Below are 21,789 nucleotides of genomic sequence, written 5' to 3' on the forward strand. Positions count from 1 at the left end.
GATGAGGAAAGCGGAACGCTTGTTTCAATTATTAACGCTTTTGCGCGGTCGCCGAACAGCTTTAACGGCCAGCGCCTTAGCTGAGGTGTTGGAAGTCTCTGAGAGAACTATCTACCGAGATATACAGGCGCTTTCGCTTTCAGGTGTGCCTATTGAGGGAGAAGCGGGGGTAGGCTATCGCCTACGCCCAGAATTCAATCTGCCGCCTTTGATGTTTGATGAAGAGGAACTCGAAGCACTGATGCTTGGCGTGCGCTTAGTGCAGGGCTGTAGTGATCAGCATCTGGGTCAATCCGCATCCCGAGTGTTAGATAAGGTCAAAGCGGTTTTACCGACTGAACTTTACGAAAAATATATTGAAGGCCCCGAATGGTTTGTTGTCCCTGGGTTGCATCGACAATGGACAACGCAATACAGCGATCAGATCAGAGTCGCGATCAAGAATCGGTTTGTGATTTCGATCGGTTATCAACGAGAAGATAAACAACAATCCGAGCGCGAAGTTTGGCCTTTAGGTTTAGTCTACTGGGGCGCTGTTTGGACCTTGGTTGCTTGGTGTGAGCTGCGCGATGATTTTCGTATGTTCAGATTGGATCGTATCCAGTCGCTTACGCAATTGTCCCGTCATTTTGAAACTACAGATCAAATTAGCTTACAGACCTACCTTAAGCGTACAGAATGTACTGAAGCTTAAATTACACCTGTGACGCGCATGATATAGATACCTGCCGATAGGCTAAGGATAGAGCCTATGGTCGTCATCAAGATGATATTCGCCGCGAGTTTCTCATTTCCTCCCATCGCTTTAGCCATTACAAAACTAGCTGCAGCTGTTGGACAGCCAAACAGAACCATTAGCATGGTTAAGTCTTGCCCTTTGAAGCCATACGCCCATGCGGCGAGCGTTAATATCAAAGGGATAAAAAGCAGCTTTGATAAGGTCGCCCAAGTGGCTTGAGAAGATGTGCTGCGTAAGCTCTTCATGTTCAATGAGCCGCCTATAGCCAGTAGGGCTAAAGGTAGGGTCAGATTGGCAAAGTAACGCCCGGTTTTCTGTGCGATTTCGGGAAGTTGGAAGCCGAAGTAAGAAAAGGGAAGTGCTAGCAATACCGCAATGATCAGCGGGTTTTTTACGATCTCTAAAACGGTGTTGCCAATACTTGAGCCACCCTGATGTTTTGCTGGCAGTGTTAATGCAATGATTGATAGGACATTAAACAGAGGGATGACGAGGGCCAGTAATAGAGATGCTTGAGCTAAACCCGAATCAGAAAACAGGTTATAGCTGACGGCCAAGCCAATAATGCCGTAATTACTTCGAAACGCTCCTTGTATAAAAACACCTAAGTCTTCTGGTTGTTTGATCCAGCGCTTAGCGAGAAACCAAAGTGCGATGAAACTGATCAGAGTGCCTATTAATACAAATCCGAGTTGTTCTGGATTGAAAACTGCGTGGAAGTCTGTCCGTGAGATGGACATAAAAACCAAGGCAGGAAGGGTGATCATGAATACGAGTTTTGATGCTGTATTTATGAAGGCATCATCAATCAACCCAACGCGTTTCAGTAGATAGCCTAGGAAGCCAATAAAAAAGATTGGGGCAGTAATACTCGCAGTAAAACTGAGCGATGAAAGGTAAAGATCCACAGGCACTCACTCTGGAATAAAGAGTACAGTTTATCATAGTTGTTTAGGTGGTGGTCACAGCATGCTTTTTCGGGTAATCGAATAAAATACTGGTGGCGCAGCCTTCTGCTAATTCATGCCATTGAGTAATGCTTAGGTGCATGTGAAGAACGGCTGCCGTTGGAAGTTTTTCTAAGCGGCTTTGAGTAAGTAAATCAGCTAATTGATGTAACGCTGGATTGTGGCCGACAAGCATAATGCTGCTCAGATGATCCGATTGGTTTTGTAAAAGGTACATCAGTGTTTCGGCACAAGATGCATATAGTTCTGGATGTGTTTGCAACTGTTCGGGTTTTAAATCGAGCTGTCGATGGATCTCGGAGGCAGTTGTGATGGCTCTGTTAGCGTCGCTTGCTAAAATGAGATCTGGCACGATGCTGTACCCTTCTAAACGCTTGGCCATCTTTGGCAGGTCTCTCTGACCGCGCTTATTGAGAGGACGCTCAAAGTCATCAAGGGTGGGATCTTTCCAGCTGGATTTTGCGTGGCGAACTAAAGTTAGCTTTTTCATAAAGCGCTCCCGCAGTTAGACGCTCTTAGGAGTATTGCTTTAGATAGTTGGAATTGCGAGTCAGGCGAGATGAAAAAACATCCGGAGTGCGGCCAAAACACTAAAATCCGGGGCTGCGGTGAAGTGCAGTATAGATTTGAGTAATGATGTGAGCCGCTCTCTGCAATAAGAATAGAGCCTTAGCACAAGTCCGCCGCACAGCGAGAATATGGCAATGGGGTCAGTACTTTGTGTACCTTCCCCTATCTTATTGCTGGATGATAAAAGGACGATCTTACGAAATTGAATACATCTTTGACGGTTGTGGGACCGGCTTTTGCGGTTGAAGAACGTTCTTCATTAATGCCCGCATCTGCTGCATTGGTCTGCTACCGGGTTGATTCAAGCGCATTGGGCTTTCACGGAATAAACGCTCATCCATCGGAGTTAAGTGATCATCTATTAATGGCATAAACTCCATCTGATCCAGAACATCCTTTTGAAGATCGATACCCGGTGCTATTTCTGTCAATAAAAGCCCTTTCGGCGTGAGTTTGAATACCGCGCGTTCAGTGATAAAAGTTACTCGCTGCTGACATTGCATGGCGTAACTGCCATTAAATGTAATTTGCTGAACAGCCTTTTTAAATTTCTTAAGAGGTCCGTTTTCTATAACTTTTAACCCGTGCTCGTGCACTTCTAAAAGTTGTTTGCCTGAGGTAAATGTGCCGAGAAAGTAAACATCTTTGGTATTTTGAGTAATGTTAATAAATCCGCCCGCACCTGCGAGTTTAGGACCGAATTTACTGACGTTCACGTGACCTTCTGGACAAGTTTCAGCTAAGCCTAAAAAGGCTTGATCTAAACCGCCACCATCATAAAAATCAAACTGAGCAGGCTGGTCAACAACCGCTTCTGCATTACTTGTTGCGCCAAAGCTTAGTCCGCTAGCGGGTTGACCGCCGATACCGCCAGGCTCAACGGTTAGAGTGAAATCTTTTATCTTTCCTTCTTCGGCTGCAACGGCTGCCACCGTTTCTGGCATACCAATACCAAGATTGACGACGGCATTATTTTTTAGCTCCATTAGCGCGCGACGCGCAATGATTTTTCGTGCATCTAAAGGAACAGGTTTGCTAGCTTGAGCTGGCAGTGTAATCTCGCCGCTGTAGGCAGGGTTATAGGCTTCGGCAAATGTCTGAGGGTGGTCTTCAGCAGGTGCTTGAATAATATGATCGACCAAAATTCCCGGGATTCGGATTCTATCTGGTGTGAGGTTATGTTGCGCAGTAATACGTTCAACCTGCACCAGCACCTTGCCCCCGCTATTTTTCACGGCTTGCGCAATCGCTAAAGCATCTAAAGGCAATGCTTCGCGTTCCATGGATATATTGCCTTTACTATCTGCTGTGGTGCCGCGTAGCAGGGCAATGTTGGGTTGGCAGTGTTTATATAGAAGAGCTTCTTCACCGTTTAGATCAAGCAGCTGCACTAATTGCTCTTCTGTACGGCTATTTACTTTGCCACCTTCAAAGCGTGGGTCTACAAAGGTGTGCAAGCCTACGCGTGTGAGAGTACCCGGTTTGCCTGCGGCAATATCGCGGAACATGTGGCAGATAACCCCTTGAGGAAGGTTGTATGCCTCGATTTTATTCTCAATTGCCATTTTTCCGAGCGTAGGAGCTAAGCCCCAATGTCCACCGATGACGCGCTTTATCATTCCTTCATGAGCAAAGTGATTTAAGCCGCGAGTTTGGGCATCGCCTTGGCCAGCCGCATAAAGCAGGCTGAGATTGTTGGGTGTGCCCTGATTAAGAAATCGTTTTTCGATCGCTTTTGCGAGAGTTTCAGCAAAGCCGATACCGATAAAGCCGCCTGTCACTATGGTGTCATTTGATTGAATTAATGCTGCCGCTTGATCGGCCGTGATCAGCTTATTCTGAGACATCCTGAATACCATTTTTGTTATTTTTAATTCAGTTGTTCAGAGCAAGGTGAGGGCCATGTTTTAAATATTGTTTAAAAACAATAGGTTGTAAGTTTTTGTGGTGGGTTGAATATAGATAAGTGTCTAATAAAATAGACAGTGTGTTGCGTATGTCTAATTTTCTAGACGTTTTTGTCGTCTCTTAGGCGTTGATAAAGGCTTGCTCTAGAAATGCCCAGCAGTTTGGCTGCCGCTGTTTTATTGCCATTGCATTGCTGTATCGCTTCTTCAATGGCTGAACGTTCATGCTCTTTACGATAGCTTTTTAGATTCGTTAATGGATGTCTGTGATGGGGTTGTTCTTCATTTTCACCTAAATCAGGTGCTTCAATTGAAGAGCCTTCAGCCATAACACAGCCTCGTTCTAAGCGGTTTCGCAATTCGCGGATATTACCAGGCCAACTGTAGCTTTGTAGCCATTCAAGGGCTGATAGCGACAAAGGTAGTTCCGGCAGTTGAGATTGGCGCTGAATTTCGCTCAGCATGTGTTCCGATAGCAGAGGAATATCTTGGATTCGCTCCCTTAAAGGCGGCAGGTTGATTGGTAAGACGTTTAATCGGTAGTAGAGGTCTTCACGAAATAAACCTTGTTCTACTTGGCTGCGTAGATCTTTTGCGGTTGCTGCGATGATGCGTACATCTACTTTTTCAAGGCGATTAGAGCCTAGTGCTTCAACCTCTCTCTCTTGAAGTACTCGAAGTAGTTTTGCCTGCATAGCGAGAGGCATCTCGGCAATCTCATCAAGGAATAGAGTACCGCCTTCAGCTAGTTGGACTTTGCCTTTTCGAGCCTTTCTATCTGCGCCAGTATAAGCACCGGGGGCGGTGCCGAAAAGTTCGGCTTCGGCAAGCGATTCGGGTAGTGCACCCATGTTAATGCCTACAAAAGGTCCACTACGACGTGTGGAAGCATGGTGGATTCCTTGAGCTAATAGCTCTTTTCCCGTTCCGGTTTCGCCTAATAAAAGTAAGGTGGTATCGAGTTGCGAGGCTCTTAGTGCTTGACGACGAAGTTGCTGTGTTTTGGGTGCATTACCGATCATGTCGTCCAAAGCGTAGCGGCTTGGGCGGATGATTTTCTCATCTTCAAATTTACGCTGTAGACGAGCAAATTTGTCGAACAGCGGTTGAAGGCTGTCTAAGTCATCGTAAAAAATAAACCCAATAGCGCCGATAATGTTATTTTCTGAGTTCTTGATTGGGAGACGGGTAACAACGCACCAGCGATTGTTAATCTGCATTAAATCAACGAAGGAGGGTTTTCCACTTTTAATGACTCGAGGCAGCTGAGTCGTAGGGATAAGATCTTCTACATTACAGCCAATAGGATCGATTTGTTCCGGAATAGCGACAAGCTTGCGATAAGCATCGCTCATCCACAGAATTGATGCCGTTTCATCGACGGCAATAGAGCCTTGGCAAAGACTGGAGAGTAGATCGAACAAGTTGTGATTATTATCTTGTTCAATCAGTTGGCGGAGTGAATGCATAGGAACCAATCGTGTTTATGTTTCTATGACAAAACTACGCGTAACTATCTGGACTGCCAAGTAAAATTTAGTTTGGGACTTTACTAAGCAACCTTTTCTTTGGCTTCTTTGGCGCGTTTTTTGTGATGTCGAGCAACTGAGCCCTTGATCACGATCTCCCAATTGTCTGCTGTGCTCATCAGCATGGCACCGCAGTTACCGCATTTGCAGATCTGAGAGTTACCTAAATCACTAACCGTTTTTAGCTGCGGGTGTTCCTTCCCGTTCTTAACTAACTCAAAGCAATACTTGCAATCAGTGTTCATGCTATATCTCCTTGCTAGGCATGAGAGGCTACTTTCGGTTAAATATCGGACAATAAATCATATTCTTTAGTAAAAAAATATAAAAAACAGGAGTTTTTTCTGTTTATTTATTGTCCGATTTTAAGGTGTTTACATAACTTATTGAAATATAAAGATTAGATGGCTTCTTCTGTGCTGGCCATAATGCTGCCGCCATCACCATTTTTGGCTAGTTCACCAATCTCCTTATCGATAAAGAATAAGCCTTTGCCATCTTCGCCAATGATTTTGATTTTATCTAGGATGCCATTGAATAGCTTCTCTTCTTCATGCTGTTCAGCAACATACCATTGCAGGAAGCTAAAAGTTGAGTAGTCCTGATTTGTAAAAGCGGTGTGCGCTAATTCGTTGATCTTGCTGGTCACTAGGCATTCGTGTTCATAAACCTTTTCGAACAGATCACGGATCGATTCGAACTCTGCGTCTGGCGACTCAATAGTGCCAATCAGCGCCATTGCACCCGTTTCATTAACATACGTGAAAAGACGCTTCATATGAGACATCTCTTCATCAGCGTGCTTGTAAAGGAATTCAGCACAGCCTTCATAGCCTTTAGACTCTGCCCATGCACCCATTTGTAGGTAAAGGTTGGATGAGAAAAATTCTAGGTTGATCTGTTCGTTTAGCTTTTCAAGCATTGCTGGGCTAAGCATAGGTAAATCCTTACTAATTATTTACGTCACATAGCAACGGGTTTACACAGCCATTTTTTACTATTGGCAGAACGAGCACATTTACGACATAGATAAGTGCTTGAGCGGGTATGTTTGGCAATCTCCGTGAAGTGATGCTCTATATCGCTCTTACTAAACTTACATAAGGTTTTAGATTTGCTCATTCAGAATGGGGCTGTAAAAATTTTGCTAATGATAATCAATATTAAATGTGAAATGGCCACTAGTCTATACAATGGGACATTATATCTGACCGAAAGGTCGGTAGAAACGTTTTATAGGTGTGGATTGGCCCTAGCTTAGCTAGGGCCTTCAAAGGACTTGTACGGTGTAAATTAAACTGAAAAGGTCTTCATCATGGAACGTAGGTCGGTTACCAGTTTATGCAAGTTGTTGCTGGCATTATTGGTTTGCTCTGCAGCGGTCATATTGCTGCTAGCGATATCGCGTATATTCAAAATGTTGTGGTTGATCTCATCAGATACAGAGCTTTGTTGTTCTGATGCGCTAGCAACTTGGATGCAGCGATCCGAGACTTCTAGCATTGCTTCTGATACGGAATCAAATGATTGACTGGCATCATTAGCTAAATGAATCCCTTTTTGAGCTTGTTCTGAGCAGCGCTGCATGGTGTCAGCGGTTACAGCAACTTGAGTTTGAATTGCTTCAATCGTGCTTCTGATTTCGCTGGTGGAGGTTTGTGTGCGCTGAGCGAGGGTGCGTACTTCGTCAGCGACCACTGCAAATCCACGTCCTTGATCACCTGCACGTGCCGCTTCAATCGCAGCATTGAGTGCTAATAGATTCGTTTGCTCTGCAATATCGTTGATGATGTTAACGATTTGTTCGATTGAAGAGGCTTGGTGTTTAAGCTCATCCGAAGATTCTGATGCTTGTTCCACATCTCTAACAAGCTCGGTGATGCTTTCAAGCATGACATCAATATTCTCTTTACCGTTGTTAGCAAGATCTGATGCTTTTTGAGTGGCTTGCGAGGTTTGAGCTGTGTTTTGCGCTATTTCATGAGCCGTGGCAGACATTTCGGTTGCTGCGCTGGCAAGCATGTCACTCTCGCTGTTTTGTTGCTGAATTCCCGCAGTGGTTTGATTGATAGCGGCATCTGTTTCGTTCATTACCTCGCCTAAGGTTTCAATACTGTCCTCGACTCGGCCAATAACGGTACGTAAACGCGCGCGCATCATACGGGCGGCTAGATCGACAGAGCCTTGCTCATGCATATTCTCTGTCATCACTAACTGCGCTAATGGGTTGTTGTAGATCTGGCCTGTTGTGGATGAGATCTTTTTCAGGCCCCGAGTACTGGCGAACAGCGAATACAGTCCAGCAGCCAACACCGTTAACATCGCGATGGATTGGTACAGTTCAGAGATTGGTGCAAAGTTTAAGGCCATCATGCACGCGCCCATTAAACCGGCAATGCATATAATTCGAGCAGCTAGACTTGTCGTTTTAACCGATTTAGGTGGTGATTTACGAATCTTTCCATAAACCTGTTCAGCACGTTGAATCTGTTCTTGGCTTGGGCGAGTGCGGACTGACTGGTAGCCTGTTTTTGTACCGTTGTTGTCGTAAAGAGGCATTACATAGGCTTGAACCCAGTAGTAATCGCCATTTTTACAACAGTTTTTTACCATTCCCATCCAAGGCTGGTCATCTTTAATATGGTTCCATAGATCTTCAAACGCTGCTGCAGGCATATCAGGGTGCCTAACTAAGCAGTGGGGTTTTCCAATTAGTTCTTCTTGAGTGTATCCAGCAACTTGGCAGAATTCTGGGTTGGCATAAGTGATGATGCCACGGGTATCGGTTGTAGAAATAAGGCGAACGTTGTCGGGGTACACGTGTTCCCGATCTGTTGTGCGAACAGAAGCCATATCTGTCTCCAGTTTAATTCCGGTTTATTCTGGACGGGGATCTATCATCCCGTGTAGTACTTATTCTTCCGTGCAGAACCACAGCAGATGTTTGCCTGCTTAGTGACTAAGTATATTCATCAAAATGACATTTGCATGAAAATTCACTTACAAAGTGTGAGTTTTTGTAGGGCTCGGACTGAACGGTCGGTATTCTTCCATGGCTTTAGCTTCCCTGCAATGGATAGTCCGAAAATAAATATGGTTATTTAGTCCAGAGCGGAAATTTTTATATTGGCAATACAATCAACTGGTTAGAGATTTCTTTGCGTACTCTAAAAGGCGAGTACTACTATCGGGTTTTCCGAGTAAGAAACCTTGGATTTCATCGCACTGATGATTCTTCAAGAAGCTAAGTTGCTCTTGAGTTTCTACACCTTCGGCTACTACTTTCAGTTGTAATGAGTGTGACATGGAGATAATCGCAGCGATGATATTCTCATCATCAGCATCACCTGGTACGCCGGTGACAAAAGATCGATCAATCTTAACGGTGCTTACAGGTAGGCGTTTTAGATAGATTAGAGACGAGTAACCGGTACCAAAGTCATCTACGGATAAGTTGATACCTAGGTCACATATCAGCTGAAGCTTGTTGATAACTTTGTCCAGGTCATCTATTGCGAGTGTTTCGGTAATCTCAAGCTCTAGTAGTGATGGCGCAAGGTCGCTATCAATAAGAGCTCCTTTTATATCATCGATTAAATTTGGATCATAAATCTGTCTCGCTGATAGGTTGACCGAAACTGGCATGGGCTTATTTGGATTTACGTTCCAAGCTTTTGCTGCGTGGCAGGCTTGGCTAAGTATCTCTCTACCTAGCTCTACAATCAGACCGGTTTGCTCTGCTAACTCGATAAATTGCCCCGGTGGAATCATCCCTTTTTCTGGGTGGTTCCAACGAGCTAGTGCTTCGGCACTCAGAATATCTTCACCATTGATATGAAAACGTGGTTGGTAAACCAAAAAGATATCTTGGTTGTGCAGGGCAAGACGAAGGTCTTCTTCGAGGCGAGTTTGCGCTTCAGCCTTTTGGTTGACCTTTTGGTCATAGAATAGAATACCGTTCCTGCCTTTCTCTTTCATGTGATACATCGCTGTATCAGCGTTGGTCAGCAGTTCTTTTGCATCCCTGCCATCATCAGGATAAAGAGCGATGCCTATACTTACCGGAGCATTACTCGTGAAATTGTCGAGCTGGAACGGTGTTCTTAGTGATTCGATGATCCTATGGGATATGTGACTCACGGTGTCGACGTTATCAATGCTTTGTAAAATCACACCAAACTCGTCGCCACCTAGGCGTGAAACTGTGTCATCAGGTCTTATGAAACCGGAAATACGGTTGGCGGTGGCTTTAAGTAATTCGTCACCGGCAGCATGTCCATAGGTGTCATTGATGTTTTTGAAACGATCAATATTGATAAACAGTAAGCCAATTTGGCTTTTCTCACGATTTGATCGAGCAATTGCAGAATTCAAACGATCGAAGAACAGACTTCGATTAGGTAATCCGGTCAGGCTGTCATAGTGGGATAGTTTCTCAAGTTTGGTTTCTGCTTCTTTTTTTGCGCTGATATCAGAAAAGATAAGTACAAAGCGCTCTTCATCATCTTCTGTGTATAAGTTACTTACCGATAGCCATGCAGGGAATGCTTGACCGTTTGGCTTGCGAATCTGGGTTTCGCCTTGCCAGCGTTTATCTTGTTTTAGGCTATGGCGGATTTCTGGATGCTCAGCGAAGAATCTACGGCTAAATTGGTTGATAGTGAGGTCATCAGAGCCACAAAGTTGGTGGCAAGCGCTATTGCTGGTCACCATTTTTAGATGAGTATCAATGACCAAGATAGCTTCATCAGCTTGATCGAATATTTGCCCAGCCAATTGGATATGGCTTTGTGCATCTTTCAGGTCAGTTACATCAGTGACGATTCCGCCGATGGCATAGACATTTCCTGATTCGTCAAAGAGAGGAAACTTTGTGCTTAGGTAGTTACGGCGTCCGAGTTCAGTTGCACCGGTGTATTCAATTTGGATGGGCTTATTTCTCAGGATGACTTCTAAGTCACTGTTTCTTAAAGTGTCTGCGTGTTCAGAGCAATAAAGCTCATGGTCGGTTTTACCGATTACTTTTATTGTGTTGTCTTTAATCAGATCATAATAATTAGGGCTGATCATCTGGTAGCGAAGATCAGCTCCCTTAATAAAAATGATATTGGGTGTATTAGTAATGATGCCATTGAGCTGTTGCTCGTGCTCACTAATTCGGCCAACCATATGTTCCAAGGTTTTACCCAGCAGGTTAAATTCGGAGAAGTGACCGGGTTTAAACGGCTCTGCATCACGATTGATCGCCATATCTTCTGCATATTGAACTAAACGTACGAGCGATGTTTTCGTTAGTCGTGAAATGGCTAATACAGTTAGAAGGCCGATAATCAATGCTGCTGTGATCGCCATGCCTAAATCTTTGGTATACGCGAGCTCTAGAGCAAGGATCGAGGAGTTTGGTAGTGTAGTCACAACTTTTAAATGTTGTTGTGCACTCAAAGAAAGCTGATAGTGGTGGATGATCCTATCGTCTTCAAATATCTCAAACAAGGCATCCGGCTTAGACTGTTCTAATACTGATTGAAGCTTTGGTGTAAGCGCTAAGCTCGACGTGACTTGTTGGTTAAAATACAAAGCCACTGATTCTGCGCCGGTTAAACTTTGAATCTCGCTGAGTAATTTAAAGTGGTCGTTTAACAGAATGAATGCATGAAGCGTTCCGACGACCTCGCCTAATTCATCACTGATGATTGGAAAGGTGATTCGCATGAGGTGTTGTGTCGGAACTGAGCTATTTAAAGAGGATTGAACTTTCCAGCTACGATTTGGGATGAACTCTTTGGTTAATTGACTGAGGTTGAGTTGCATACCTAAGAGCGAGGTGTTGATAAATTCGTAGTGATTACCTTGTTGTGTTTCCAGCACAAATGCATGAATGTTTTCACCTGTTTGCCCAGCAAGCTGCTGCTGTAAAAACTGGTTTAGATGTTGGTGATGCTGGGTTTCAATGCCAGCCTTTAGAATGTCGCGCTGACTAATCTGTTCGGCGTTAAATGCGGCTGCTTTTAGGTATTTATCGAAGAATTGTTGCAGGACTTTCTGATTTCGAGAATGAGATAAGTTGATCTCTTCTAGTAGTGCTCGTTGCGACCCTTGATAAGCAGGTATGAGCAACACTAAGGCGATAACCGTGAGTGCACAGAGTACAATGGATAAGATAGCTGTGGAAAACTTAACTTTTTTCAATGATTACTGCCCGTTACTACTGTAGCGAAAAGCTCTTTTCTTTAGTTGCTCGATCTCATCCTTGTCAGTGTCCTTGCTCAATAAAACAATATCGCCTGAATAGATATGAGGCACACTACTACTTTGGCCTGAAATATCCATCTTTATTGCCTCGGCCATTGCGACACTACTGTCGTCATTCATTCGCATAACAGTGAGGTCTAATTTACCTTCTAACAGTGCCTGAATCTCTCTGTCCCCGCCCCCCCAACCGTTTAACGTTACTTGGTTGATAAGGTTGCTTTCATCTAATGCTTTAATTGCGCCTAAAGCTATATCGGTTGAGCAGGCAAAAATCATATTTAAATCAGGGGCCTTCTTAAGGGTTGCAAGTGTTGCTTTATAAGCGATGTCGCTACTCCCTTTTGTGTAGTAACTGCTGACTAACTTTAGGTCGGTATTGTTTGCCGCTTGTTGAGTAAACGTATCCCCGCGCATCTTACTTACATATCCACGAGAGAAATACAGCATGGAATATTTGCCGTGAGGGTGTTGCTCTAACATCTGATTGGCAAGTAACTGAGTTCCTTTCTCGTGATCGAAACCGGTATAGAGAAAGGGCTTTAGTTGCTGCCATTGCTGGAGAGGCGTCGTGATGTTTTGCAGAATTAATTTAGGTTTGCCACGCAGTAAGATTCTTTCGATCATAGCTTGATGGCGAAGAGCATCGAGTGTGTAGATTAAATAATCAGGCTTCCAAGCAATTGCACTGTTTAGTTGTTCGCTCTGTAGTGAAATATCAACCGTAGGTCGAGAAAAATAACTGTTAATCTCATAAGCGACGTTAAGTTCGGATAAGCGTTTTTCGAGGGTGCTTACACTTCTACGCCAGTAGTCAGAGGATTGTTCTGCAGGATAGATGATTGCAATTTTGATCGGTTTTTCATTGGTTTTGTCTAAGGGAGAGGCTGCTTCACGCACGATCTTAGAAAAAAGCTGCATCTTTTGACGTTGTTCAGGGTGATCCGATAAGTAGTCAGAAACACGAATATACTGGCCGTTGTTATTGGCGGCGGCGCTTACACAAAGGCCGCTGGCAAATAGAATCGTGACAATATGCACGAAGAAGTTACGAAAAGGTTTAAACATATTTATTTTTAACCCTACAACAAACGTAGGTTAAATCTAGCATGTAAGTTGTTATTTGAATATGCATCATGTCATAAATTTGTAATATAGATTATTTGTAACTACTTGTTTCTAATAAGGGTTTTGTGTATCGGAAAAAGCCTAAATTATCAGTTTTAAGTATTTGGGATTGTAGTAGGTAGATGAACCAATCTCGCACCGATAGTCAGACATTATGAAATTGCTGACTATTATTGTTAGTAATTATGCGGATGGATGTTATTGAGCAAAAGCTAGCTTTGTAGCAATCTGCCAACATCCTCCCGACAAAAATAATAATTGGGTTTTACATGCTTAAACGATTGCCAACAGCGCTACTTAGTATAGCGCTCTTGTTAAATGTAGGTTTGGTAAAAGCAGATAGATTAATACTCCCTGCTTTAGAGCAAGATGGCTTGGAAAGTAGTCTATTGCTTGATATTGGCATTGCTGGTCAACGATTGGTTGCTGTAGGTGAGCAGGGTGTCATTATCTTCTCAGATGATGAAGGTAATAACTGGCAACAAGCGAAGGTGCCTGTGAGTGCAATGCTGACAGGGGTTAACTTCTTAAGTCCGACACGTGGTTGGGCAGTCGGACATGATGGCATCATGCTCTCGAGTGGGGATACTGGTTCTACTTGGCAGTTAGTCTTGGATGGCAACCAGCTCAATACAATGAGAGTAAAAGCGATTGAGGAATCACTAGCTGAACTATCAACGAAAGTTGACGGTGATCCGCTAGATATCGAAACCCTTGAATACCAATTGGAAGATGCTCAGTTCGCAGTAGAAGAGGGGGCTAGTTCTCCTTTATTGGATGTCTTATTTCTTGATTCCAAGAAAGGTTTTGCTGTTGGTGCTTATGGTCTTTTAATTGAAACAGAAGATGCTGGTGTTAATTGGCAGTATACCGGCCATAAATTACCTAACCCTGAAGGTCTTCATTTGAATCGTCTGTTCTTCACAAAGCAGGGTGAACTGTTTGTGCTAGGTGAGGCAGGTTTGTTACTCAAAAGCAATGACCAAGGCTTAAGTTGGAAAAGCCTTTCGTTACCTTACGGAGGCTCATTCTTTTCCATGTTGGAAAGCGAGAATTTGTACCTTATGGGGCTAAGGGGTAATGCTCTGAAAAGAACTAATGTAGATGCATGGGAAAAAATAAAACTGCCAATTAAGTCGACTATTAATGACGCAGTGGAAGTTGATGGAGACGTATATCTGGTAGGACAAGGCGGGGTGCTTTTACAAAAGACCGTGAGCGGCTTTGCGGCTTTCTCTAAGCGAGGCTTGCTAAGTTATTCCGCCGTTACCTATGTCGGTGATCAGCTTATAGCGGTAGGTGAGGCGGGTGTCACAAAAATTGCTGTAGAGGAGAATACAGGGAATGAATAAGTTATCTGCTCTTCTGTTATGGCCGATCAATACCAGCGAACAATTAGCTGAAACGCTTCTGTTTCGCTATCGCAAAGTATTGTTGCTGATTTTTATATTGATAACCGCATTGTTGGCTTGGCAGGCATCTCAAGTTCGCCCTGATGCTAGCTTTGTGAAAATGATCCCTGCTTCACACCCTTATGTTGAAAACTATATTGAGTATCGTGACGATCTAGCGGGCCTTGGAAATAGTATCCGTGTAGTTGTGGCTGCCAAAAAGGGTGATATTTTTACTTCTGAATTTCAGGCGACTTTAAAACAAGTGACGGATGAACTGTTTTTTATTCCTGGCGTGGATCGATCTGCACTGAAGTCTATTTGGACGCCAAATGTGCGTTGGACAGAGGTAACCGAGGATGGATTTGTAGGTGGACCTGTTATCCCAGCCAAGTACGACGGCTCTAGTGAAAGTTTGGAGCAGATAAGAACGAATATTTTACGTTCTGGCCAAGTTGGCATTCTGGTAGGTAACGATTTTAAATCGGCCATGGTGCAAGTGCCCCTATTTGATTTACATCCTGAAACCGGTGAAAAGCTAGATTATCAAGCTTTCTCTGAGCAGCTAGAGACATTAGTGCGAGATAAATACAGCTCCGATCTAATTGATATTCATATGACAGGGTTTGCCAAAATTGTTGGTGACCTTATTGATGGGGCTACTGAAGTTGCGCTGTTCTTTGCTGTAGCAATAGTTGTAACGTTACTACTGCTTTATCTCTATTCTGGCAGTGTGATGGGGACCATCGTTCCGTTGGTTTGCTCACTCGCTGCGGTTATCTGGCAGTTAGGTCTGTTGAATCTGCTGGGATATGGTATCGACCCTTATTCGATGCTGGTGCCATTTTTGGTGTTTGCTATAGCGGTCAGTCATGGTGTTCAGATTGTAAATACAATCACTTTAGAATCGGCCACCAAAGGCTCAAGTAAGTTGGTTGCGGCACGACATGCCTTTAAAGCGATCTATATTCCAGGCATCACGGCACTAATTTCTGATGGTATTGGGTTTATCACTTTAATGGTGATAGAGATTGAAGTGATTCAAGATCTGGCGGTTGCTGCTTCGCTGGGTGTTGCGGTGATTGTGCTGACTAACCTGATGCTCTTGCCATTACTCATGAGTTACGTTGGAGTGGGTAAACGAGCGATAGCTAAAGCTAAGCGTAGTATTGAATCGGAAAGTTCTTATTGGCATTACCTGAGCTTCTTCTCGCGCCCTATAGGTGCAACGATCGCGGTAACTACTGCCTGTATTATGTTGGTGCTTGGCCTGTATGGTAGTAAAGATCTGCAGATAGGGGATCTTGATGCAGGGGCGCCAGAGCTTCGAGCTGACTCTCGTTACAACTTAGATAACCAGTTTGTTACATCTAATTACTCGACATCCAGTGATGTGTTTGTGGTGATGGTCACTACACAAGAAGAGCAGTGCAGTCATTATAAAACCTTAGAAGTTGTGGATAGATTTCAATTCTATCTGCGCTCCATTAAAGGCGTTCAGTCCAGCATATCCTTAGTTGATGTATCCGAACGAGTTACAGCGGGCCTTAATGAGGGCAGTTTAAAATGGCGAACAGTGCTACGTAACCAATATGTGATCAATGCCTCGCTTTCTCATGTGCCAGCAGGTTTGATGAACTCTAACTGTTCTTTGCTGCCAGTGATCGTGTTCTTGGATGATCATAAGGCCCAAACGCTTAAGGATGTAACGGCAGCAGTCGACAGCTTTGCTGCTGAATACGGTACTGAGCATATCCAATTCAAAATGGCTGCTGGTAAGGCAGGTTTTGAAGCGGCAACCAATGAGGTCATCGAGACGGCTCAGTATGAAATGCTGATTTGGGTGTATTCTGTTGTGAGTTTACTCTGCTTACTGACGTTTAGGTCTATACGAACGGTAATCTGTATTATCGCTCCTTTAGCTTTAACATCAGTGCTTTGCCAGGCGCTGATGGCTCAGTTAGGTATTGGAGTTAAGGTGGCAACTTTACCTGTGATTGCCTTAGGTGTGGGCATAGGTGTGGATTATGGTATCTATATCTATTCCAAAATGCAGACTTTCCTTAAACAAGGTCACTCATTGTCCAAGGCTTATTTAGAAACTTTGCAAAGTACAGGTAAGTCAGTTGCCTTCACGGGATTGACCTTGGCGATTGGTGTAGTGCTGTGGACGTTGTCGCCAATAAAGTTTCAAGCAGATATGGGGATTCTTCTGACCTTTATGTTTATCTGGAACATGCTAGGCGCGTTGATTCTTTTGCCAGCAATCGCTTGTTTATTGTTTCCAAGCAAAGATCGTTCTAAGGGGAAGGTTAAGGTGCTTTAGCTATTTGCTGTCTTAATTTATTACTTAAAAGCATCTAAGGTCTTTTGCATCTTAGATGCTTTTTCTCTAGTGCGGTTAGCTTTGACGATGTTGTCTTTGTTCTCTGCAGCCAACTCAGTCGCTTTCTGTTCAGTTGCTTTAGTAAGAAGCAGCAATTCTAGAACTTTTTTATCTGTAACTGACTCAAGATCCGCTTTCGAAAATTGTTCTACTAGATGAACATATTTTTTCTGTTGCTCTTCTAGTTCTTGCCATGCACCGTTCTGCGCCATTTCAAGTAACTGATCCGATAATTGGGCCAGCTGTTCAGCTTGCTGCAAGATACTTTTCATAAACACCTCAAAATAATTTCTAATGTCTAGTGTGTGCTTGCCGATAACAAAAATCAACGAGGCGTTGCGAGCAAATAAGAAAGCTTCGGAAAAAATATAAATTTTTTCTAAAGCGTTTTTGTTTGCGGTCGATAACACTCTCAAGCTTGGATTTCCTAACCCCTTTTTAATCAGGGAATTCGAACAGCAAACTATTTTATTCCGGCCGGTCAGACTCGGCTGAATGTGAGGAGAAAATCTCATGGCAATGGTAATTAACTCAAACATTATGTCGCTGAATGCTCAGCGTAACCTGACAATGTCACAGGGTGACCAAAACCAGGCGATGGAGCGTTTGACAAGCGGTAAGCGTATTAACTCTGCAGCAGACGACGCTGCTGGCCTGTCTATCGCAAACCGTATGACTTCTCAGGTTCGTGGTCTTGACCAGGCGATTCGTAACGCAAACGACGGTATCTCTCTAATTCAGACTGCAGAAGGTGCGTTGGATGAAACAACAAACATCCTGCAGCGTATGCGTGAGCTGTCCATTCAGTCTGCCAACGGTACTTACGATGAGGGTAACCGCGGCACATTGAATGCCGAAGTTCAGCAGCTTATTTCTGAGATTGACCGTATTTCTGAAACTACTAAATTTAACGGTTTGAATATTCTTGACGGTACTTTGGGTAACGTTGATCTTCAGGCTGGTGCTGATGCGAATGAAACTATTGCGCTTGAGATTGGGGCTCTGGATTCGCGCTCAATCGGTGGTTCTGGAGGAACTATAATTGGTGAAGCTGTAACTGGTATTGGTGTTCTGGAAACAATCACTGGTGCGACTGGTACAGGTGCGCTAACCATTAATGATCAGGCGATTAGTTCACTAACAGGTGAAGCTATTCTACAAGATCAGTTAGACAGTATTAATGCAGACGTTAATGACTACGGCGCTGAAGTTTCTACATTGGTCGAGTGGGAGTCCGCAGGCGTTGGTGATGGTGTACTTGTTGCGGGTACTGACGAAGTAACAATCACTGTTACAAATAACTTTGAAGATGCTACTTCTTTTGTTATTACCGATACACAAAACATGGATGATCTAGTAAACAAGATCAATGATGTTGCTGGTGGTAGTCTGCAAGCATCGGTTAACCAAGAAGGTAAGTTAATTCTTCGCGCTGAGAATGCTGGCTCGATTGCGGTGGCTGATACTGCTGGTCGTGTAGATGAAGCATTTGGTCTATCTGCGGGTACTACTACAGATACTCAGTTCTTCTCTCTTGTAGTTAATGATACAAGTGCTGACCAGTCAGGTGTTAAAATTGAGCAGGCAGGTACAGGTGCTTCTGCTGCTTACGATATTGCCGACAATATCGGTATCGATTTGAGCGATGATAATGGCAACCTACTTTCTCAGTCATTATCTGGTACAGCTGACCTAAGTGGTACAACTGTTCAAGCGGGTGACTTGATTATCAACGGTGTTGAAATCGGGGAAATTACAGGTGGTACAACTGAAGCGTTGACAGTGGACGCAGCTGTTGAAGCGATCAATAAACTATCTGAACAAACAGGTGTAGTTGCATTCGAAAGTGACACATCTGGTGCGGGTGGTATAAGTGGTATTGGCCTTCGTTCTGCAAGCGGTGACGAGATTGCCATCGAATATGCTAGCGACCTGAACTCAACTCAGGAAACTGCAATTCTTAACTTGACGGGTCTTCAGGAACGAAATGCTTCGGAAGGTGCTGGTAGTGTAGCCTCTATCGATATTTCGACTGCTGCGGGTGCTCAGAAAGCGATTGGCGTAATTGACTCTGCATTGGAAGAAATTAACTCAACACGAGGTGATCTAGGTGCGGTTAATAACCGTCTAGATTTCACAGTGAACAACTTGGCTAACGTATCTGAAAACGTAGCGGCTGCCCGCTCACGAATTGAAGATGCTGACTTTGCTGCCGAATCTGCAGCTCTATCTCGTGCTCAGGTACTACAGCAAGCTGGTACTGCGATGTTGGCTCAGGCTAATGCAGCACCGCAGCAAGTACTATCACTACTTCAGTAAGATAGTAGCTATACTGTATAAGAGTATATATCCCCCATCGTTTCGCGGTGGGGGAGTTTCTCAAAGACTTAAATAAGAGGGTTACGTTATGGCTATCGAATCAATTGGGGCATCTACTGCTAATATTGTTCAGCCGTCACAGCAGCCTCAGCAAGCAGAACAGGTTAAGCGTGAGCCTATTGAGCCTCCTCAAAAGAGTGAGCGTTTTCAGGAGCAGGCTAAACAAACACAGCAGGTTTCTGCAGAAAAGCTGGAAGCTGCGATTAATCGTCTCAACGAGATGATGGAAAGCAGTCAGCGTTCTTTAAATTTTTCTGTTGATAAAACATCAGATAAAGTTGTAGTTCAAGTACGTGATTTGACTACGGATGAAGTGATCCGTCAGATTCCAAATGAGGAGGCGTTAGAGTTTGCTGAATCATTAGACAGAATGATAGGATTCTTGTTTGATAAACAGGCCTGATTAACGCAGGCTTGTTAATTTCCCTAATTTAAAACCAGAGGCGTTGGCTATGAGTGATAGTATCATTAGATCACTGGGGGCCGGTTCTGGTATCGATACCTCCAGTCTAGTTTCCCAGTTAGTTGAAATTGAAAAAGCGCCTAAAGAACAGCGCCTTAATACCCGTCAAGAGACTCTTGAAGCACAGATCTCTGCATATGGCACACTCAAAAGCAGTTTGTCCGAATTTCAAAATGCTATGGCTGCTTTGGCCAGCAATGATACTTTCAATGCGCGCTCAGTAGCATTTCCTGATTCTGAAGTTATTACTCCTAATTCGGTTGACCCAGGGGCTCAAACGGGTACTTATCAAATAGAAGTTGTCGATGTGGCTCAGGCTCAATCGCTAGCTACCGGTGCTTTCGCAGACAAAGATGCCTCTTTGGGTGAAAGTGGTACTTTGACGATAAGTTTTGGGACTTGGACTTATGATGAAGACGCTGCTCCTGGCGCTGATGCAGATGCTATTAATGAACCATATTCGTTTGTTGCTAACGATGATCGCGCTGCACTAAATATTAGTGTTGAAGCGAGTGACTCTTTAGAGGATATTGCAGATAAAATTAATGCAGCTGATGCTGATGCTCAGGCGTCTGTGCTTTTGGTTGATGGGCAGTACCAGTTGCTCTTAACTGCTCCGTCTGGAAAAAACAATGCCTTACGAATTTCTAGTGATGATGCAACCAAAGGCGATACTTCGGGTTTAAGTGTTTTTGAGTTTAATGAGAATGAACACTCTCAGGTATCTGAAACCCAACAGGGCAAAGATGCTGAACTGAAGGTAAATGGTTTAACTGTTCTGCGCGAAACAAATGAAATTACTGATGTTATTCAAGGATTTAATTTTTCGCTGAATAAAGCTGATCCAGGGAATAGTCTTACTTTTACAGTAGGTGCTGATAAAAGTGGTGCTCAGCAGGCCGCTCGTGATCTTGTTGAAGCATATAACCTTTTTTACCAAACTTCGCAGAACTTGGTTGGAACCAGTACTGATGAAAATAACCAAACCGTAAAAGGTGATCTTTCAACTGACGGTACAGCTAAAACTCTCATCAATCGTATACGTTCAGCTGTGACTGCTGAGGTCACAGGTTTAAGTGGTGGTTTTACTGCACTAACAAACATTGGCATTAGAACGGAGCTGGATGGGACCCTAGCAATCGATGAAGATGATTTTTCAACTGCATTTGATGATAACTATGAGTTGATAGAAAAGCTGTTTGCTACAAATACTGAATCTAGTAGTAATCAAGTTTCCGTAGGTATCGGTAGTTATGCTAATGAAACAGCGCCAGGAAGTTATGATGTCATCGTAACTACTAATCCCGAAAAAGCAACGGTTAGTACAAATGCTGAAACGTTAGATTTTAGTTCTCCTCCGATCTCTTTGGGGGCTGATTATGCCTTTAAAGTTACAGTGGATGGTACAAAGTCTGAAGATATTGTTCTTAATGGTAGCTATTCTTCAGAAGAAGAAGTTCGTGCTGATTTGCAGGCTATGATTAATGGTGATACTAACTTGAAAGCTGCAAATGTAACTGTAGATGTCGCCTATACAAGTGGTCAGTTTGTTTTCACCTCGCGTAGTTATGGTGCGTCTTCGGAAGTGAAATTTGAATCATCGGACTTTGCTAACCCAGTAAAAGCTGCAGAACTAGGTTTAGTTGATTTATCCGATCAAGGGGTCAATGCAGAAGGTACTGTTGCAGGCAAAGCCGCGTTTGGTTCCGGCAATGTTTTGTTACCCCCTATAGGCTCAGACGCCTACGGATTAAATTTCACAGTTGGAGAGAACGCTGTTGCCGCTGGCACTGTGACAACAACTTTTACACGAGGGGTTGCGGGTGAGTTGACTGTTCTGATTGATAGTCTCTTATCTAGCAGTGGTACAATAGAGAATCGTGAAGAAAATATCACTGCAGCATTAGAAGGTGTTACGGAAGATCGTGTGGATCTAGATAGAAGGATGGAGAGGGTTGAAGCAAGGTTATATTCTCAATTCCTAGCTATGGAAAGAATTATCAATAGTTTTCAGAGTACTGGCAATCAACTTGATGGTATTCTCGATCGTCTACCATTCACTGCGCAGTCTAGTTAAAGG

The 21,789-nt window shown here is 43.7% G+C and carries 16 protein-coding genes; 6 read left to right on the top strand and 10 right to left on the bottom strand.

The window, feature by feature from the left end:
- Position 1: 1 nt before the first annotated feature.
- Positions 2-694: a helix-turn-helix transcriptional regulator gene (locus ACMXYV_RS02350; protein ID WP_415890180.1), complete on the top strand. Its 693-nt coding sequence runs from the start codon at positions 2-4 to the stop codon at positions 692-694.
- On the opposite strand, the gene ACMXYV_RS02355 is transcribed toward ACMXYV_RS02350, so the two are convergent.
- The 9 genes from ACMXYV_RS02355 to ACMXYV_RS02395 all read right to left on the bottom strand — a co-directional run bounded on the left by ACMXYV_RS02355 (position 691) and on the right by ACMXYV_RS02395 (position 13,030).
- Positions 691-1,647 (bottom strand): AEC family transporter, encoded by a 957-nt coding sequence (locus ACMXYV_RS02355; RefSeq protein ID WP_415890181.1) that lies wholly within the window; start codon positions 1,645-1,647, stop codon positions 691-693. The two genes, ACMXYV_RS02350 and ACMXYV_RS02355, sit on opposite strands and share 4 nt — an antisense overlap.
- A 43-nt stretch (positions 1,648-1,690) precedes the next feature.
- A complete protein-coding gene (locus ACMXYV_RS02360; protein WP_415890182.1) occupies positions 1,691-2,197 on the bottom strand; it encodes a SixA phosphatase family protein in 507 nt (168 codons plus the stop codon).
- A gap of 274 nt (positions 2,198-2,471) precedes the next feature.
- The gene (locus tag ACMXYV_RS02365; protein ID WP_415890183.1) at positions 2,472-4,124 is read right to left on the bottom strand and encodes an acyl CoA:acetate/3-ketoacid CoA transferase; all 1,653 of its coding nucleotides are present in this window, start codon (positions 4,122-4,124) and stop codon (positions 2,472-2,474) included.
- Between the two features lie 161 nt (positions 4,125-4,285).
- Complete coding sequence (locus tag ACMXYV_RS02370) at positions 4,286-5,653, bottom strand: sigma-54 interaction domain-containing protein (protein WP_415890184.1); 1,368 nt, start codon at positions 5,651-5,653, stop codon at positions 4,286-4,288.
- A gap of 83 nt (positions 5,654-5,736) precedes the next feature.
- Positions 5,737-5,958, bottom strand: a complete 222-nt coding sequence (locus ACMXYV_RS02375) for a hypothetical protein (RefSeq protein ID WP_415890185.1) — start codon at positions 5,956-5,958, stop codon at positions 5,737-5,739.
- Positions 5,959-6,113: 155 nt separating this feature from the next.
- Entirely contained in the window at positions 6,114-6,650 is a 537-nt protein-coding gene (ftnA, locus tag ACMXYV_RS02380; RefSeq protein ID WP_415890186.1) for a non-heme ferritin, read from the bottom strand.
- A 356-nt stretch (positions 6,651-7,006) separates the two neighbouring features.
- A complete protein-coding gene (locus tag ACMXYV_RS02385; protein WP_415890187.1) occupies positions 7,007-8,566 on the bottom strand; it encodes a PAS domain-containing methyl-accepting chemotaxis protein in 1,560 nt (519 codons plus the stop codon).
- A 285-nt stretch (positions 8,567-8,851) separates the two neighbouring features.
- On the bottom strand, positions 8,852-11,902 hold the full coding sequence (locus tag ACMXYV_RS02390; RefSeq protein WP_415890188.1) for an EAL domain-containing protein: 3,051 nt from the start codon (positions 11,900-11,902) through the stop codon (positions 8,852-8,854).
- Between the two features lie 3 nt (positions 11,903-11,905).
- Positions 11,906-13,030, bottom strand: coding sequence for a substrate-binding domain-containing protein (locus tag ACMXYV_RS02395; RefSeq protein WP_415890189.1), 1,125 nt, complete (start codon positions 13,028-13,030; stop codon positions 11,906-11,908).
- A 329-nt stretch (positions 13,031-13,359) separates the two neighbouring features.
- On the opposite strand from ACMXYV_RS02395, the gene ACMXYV_RS02400 reads away from it, so the two are divergent.
- Complete coding sequence (locus ACMXYV_RS02400; protein WP_415890190.1) at positions 13,360-14,442, top strand: WD40/YVTN/BNR-like repeat-containing protein; 1,083 nt, start codon at positions 13,360-13,362, stop codon at positions 14,440-14,442.
- Positions 14,435-16,807, top strand: a complete 2,373-nt coding sequence (locus tag ACMXYV_RS02405; RefSeq protein ID WP_415890191.1) for an efflux RND transporter permease subunit — start codon at positions 14,435-14,437, stop codon at positions 16,805-16,807. The genes ACMXYV_RS02400 and ACMXYV_RS02405 overlap by 8 nt, the downstream gene beginning before the upstream one ends.
- Before the next feature lie 20 nt (positions 16,808-16,827).
- On the opposite strand, the gene ACMXYV_RS02410 is transcribed toward ACMXYV_RS02405, so the two are convergent.
- Positions 16,828-17,406, bottom strand: a complete 579-nt coding sequence (locus ACMXYV_RS02410) for a hypothetical protein (protein WP_415890192.1) — start codon at positions 17,404-17,406, stop codon at positions 16,828-16,830.
- Between ACMXYV_RS02410 and ACMXYV_RS02415 the strand changes: the two genes are divergently transcribed.
- The 3 genes from ACMXYV_RS02415 to fliD all read left to right on the top strand — a co-directional run bounded on the left by ACMXYV_RS02415 (position 17,381) and on the right by fliD (position 21,786).
- Positions 17,381-19,186, top strand: coding sequence for a flagellin (locus tag ACMXYV_RS02415; protein ID WP_415890193.1), 1,806 nt, complete (start codon positions 17,381-17,383; stop codon positions 19,184-19,186). The two genes, ACMXYV_RS02410 and ACMXYV_RS02415, sit on opposite strands and share 26 nt — an antisense overlap.
- An 88-nt stretch (positions 19,187-19,274) precedes the next feature.
- Positions 19,275-19,649: a flagellar protein FlaG gene (locus ACMXYV_RS02420; RefSeq protein ID WP_415890194.1), complete on the top strand. Its 375-nt coding sequence runs from the start codon at positions 19,275-19,277 to the stop codon at positions 19,647-19,649.
- A 49-nt stretch (positions 19,650-19,698) separates the two neighbouring features.
- Complete coding sequence (fliD, locus tag ACMXYV_RS02425; protein ID WP_415890195.1) at positions 19,699-21,786, top strand: flagellar filament capping protein FliD; 2,088 nt, start codon at positions 19,699-19,701, stop codon at positions 21,784-21,786.
- Positions 21,787-21,789 lie beyond the last annotated feature (3 nt).

Origin of the sequence: Neptuniibacter sp. SY11_33, assembly GCF_047778025.1 — a bacterium.
Lineage (GTDB): Bacteria > Pseudomonadota > Gammaproteobacteria > Pseudomonadales > Balneatricaceae > Neptuniibacter.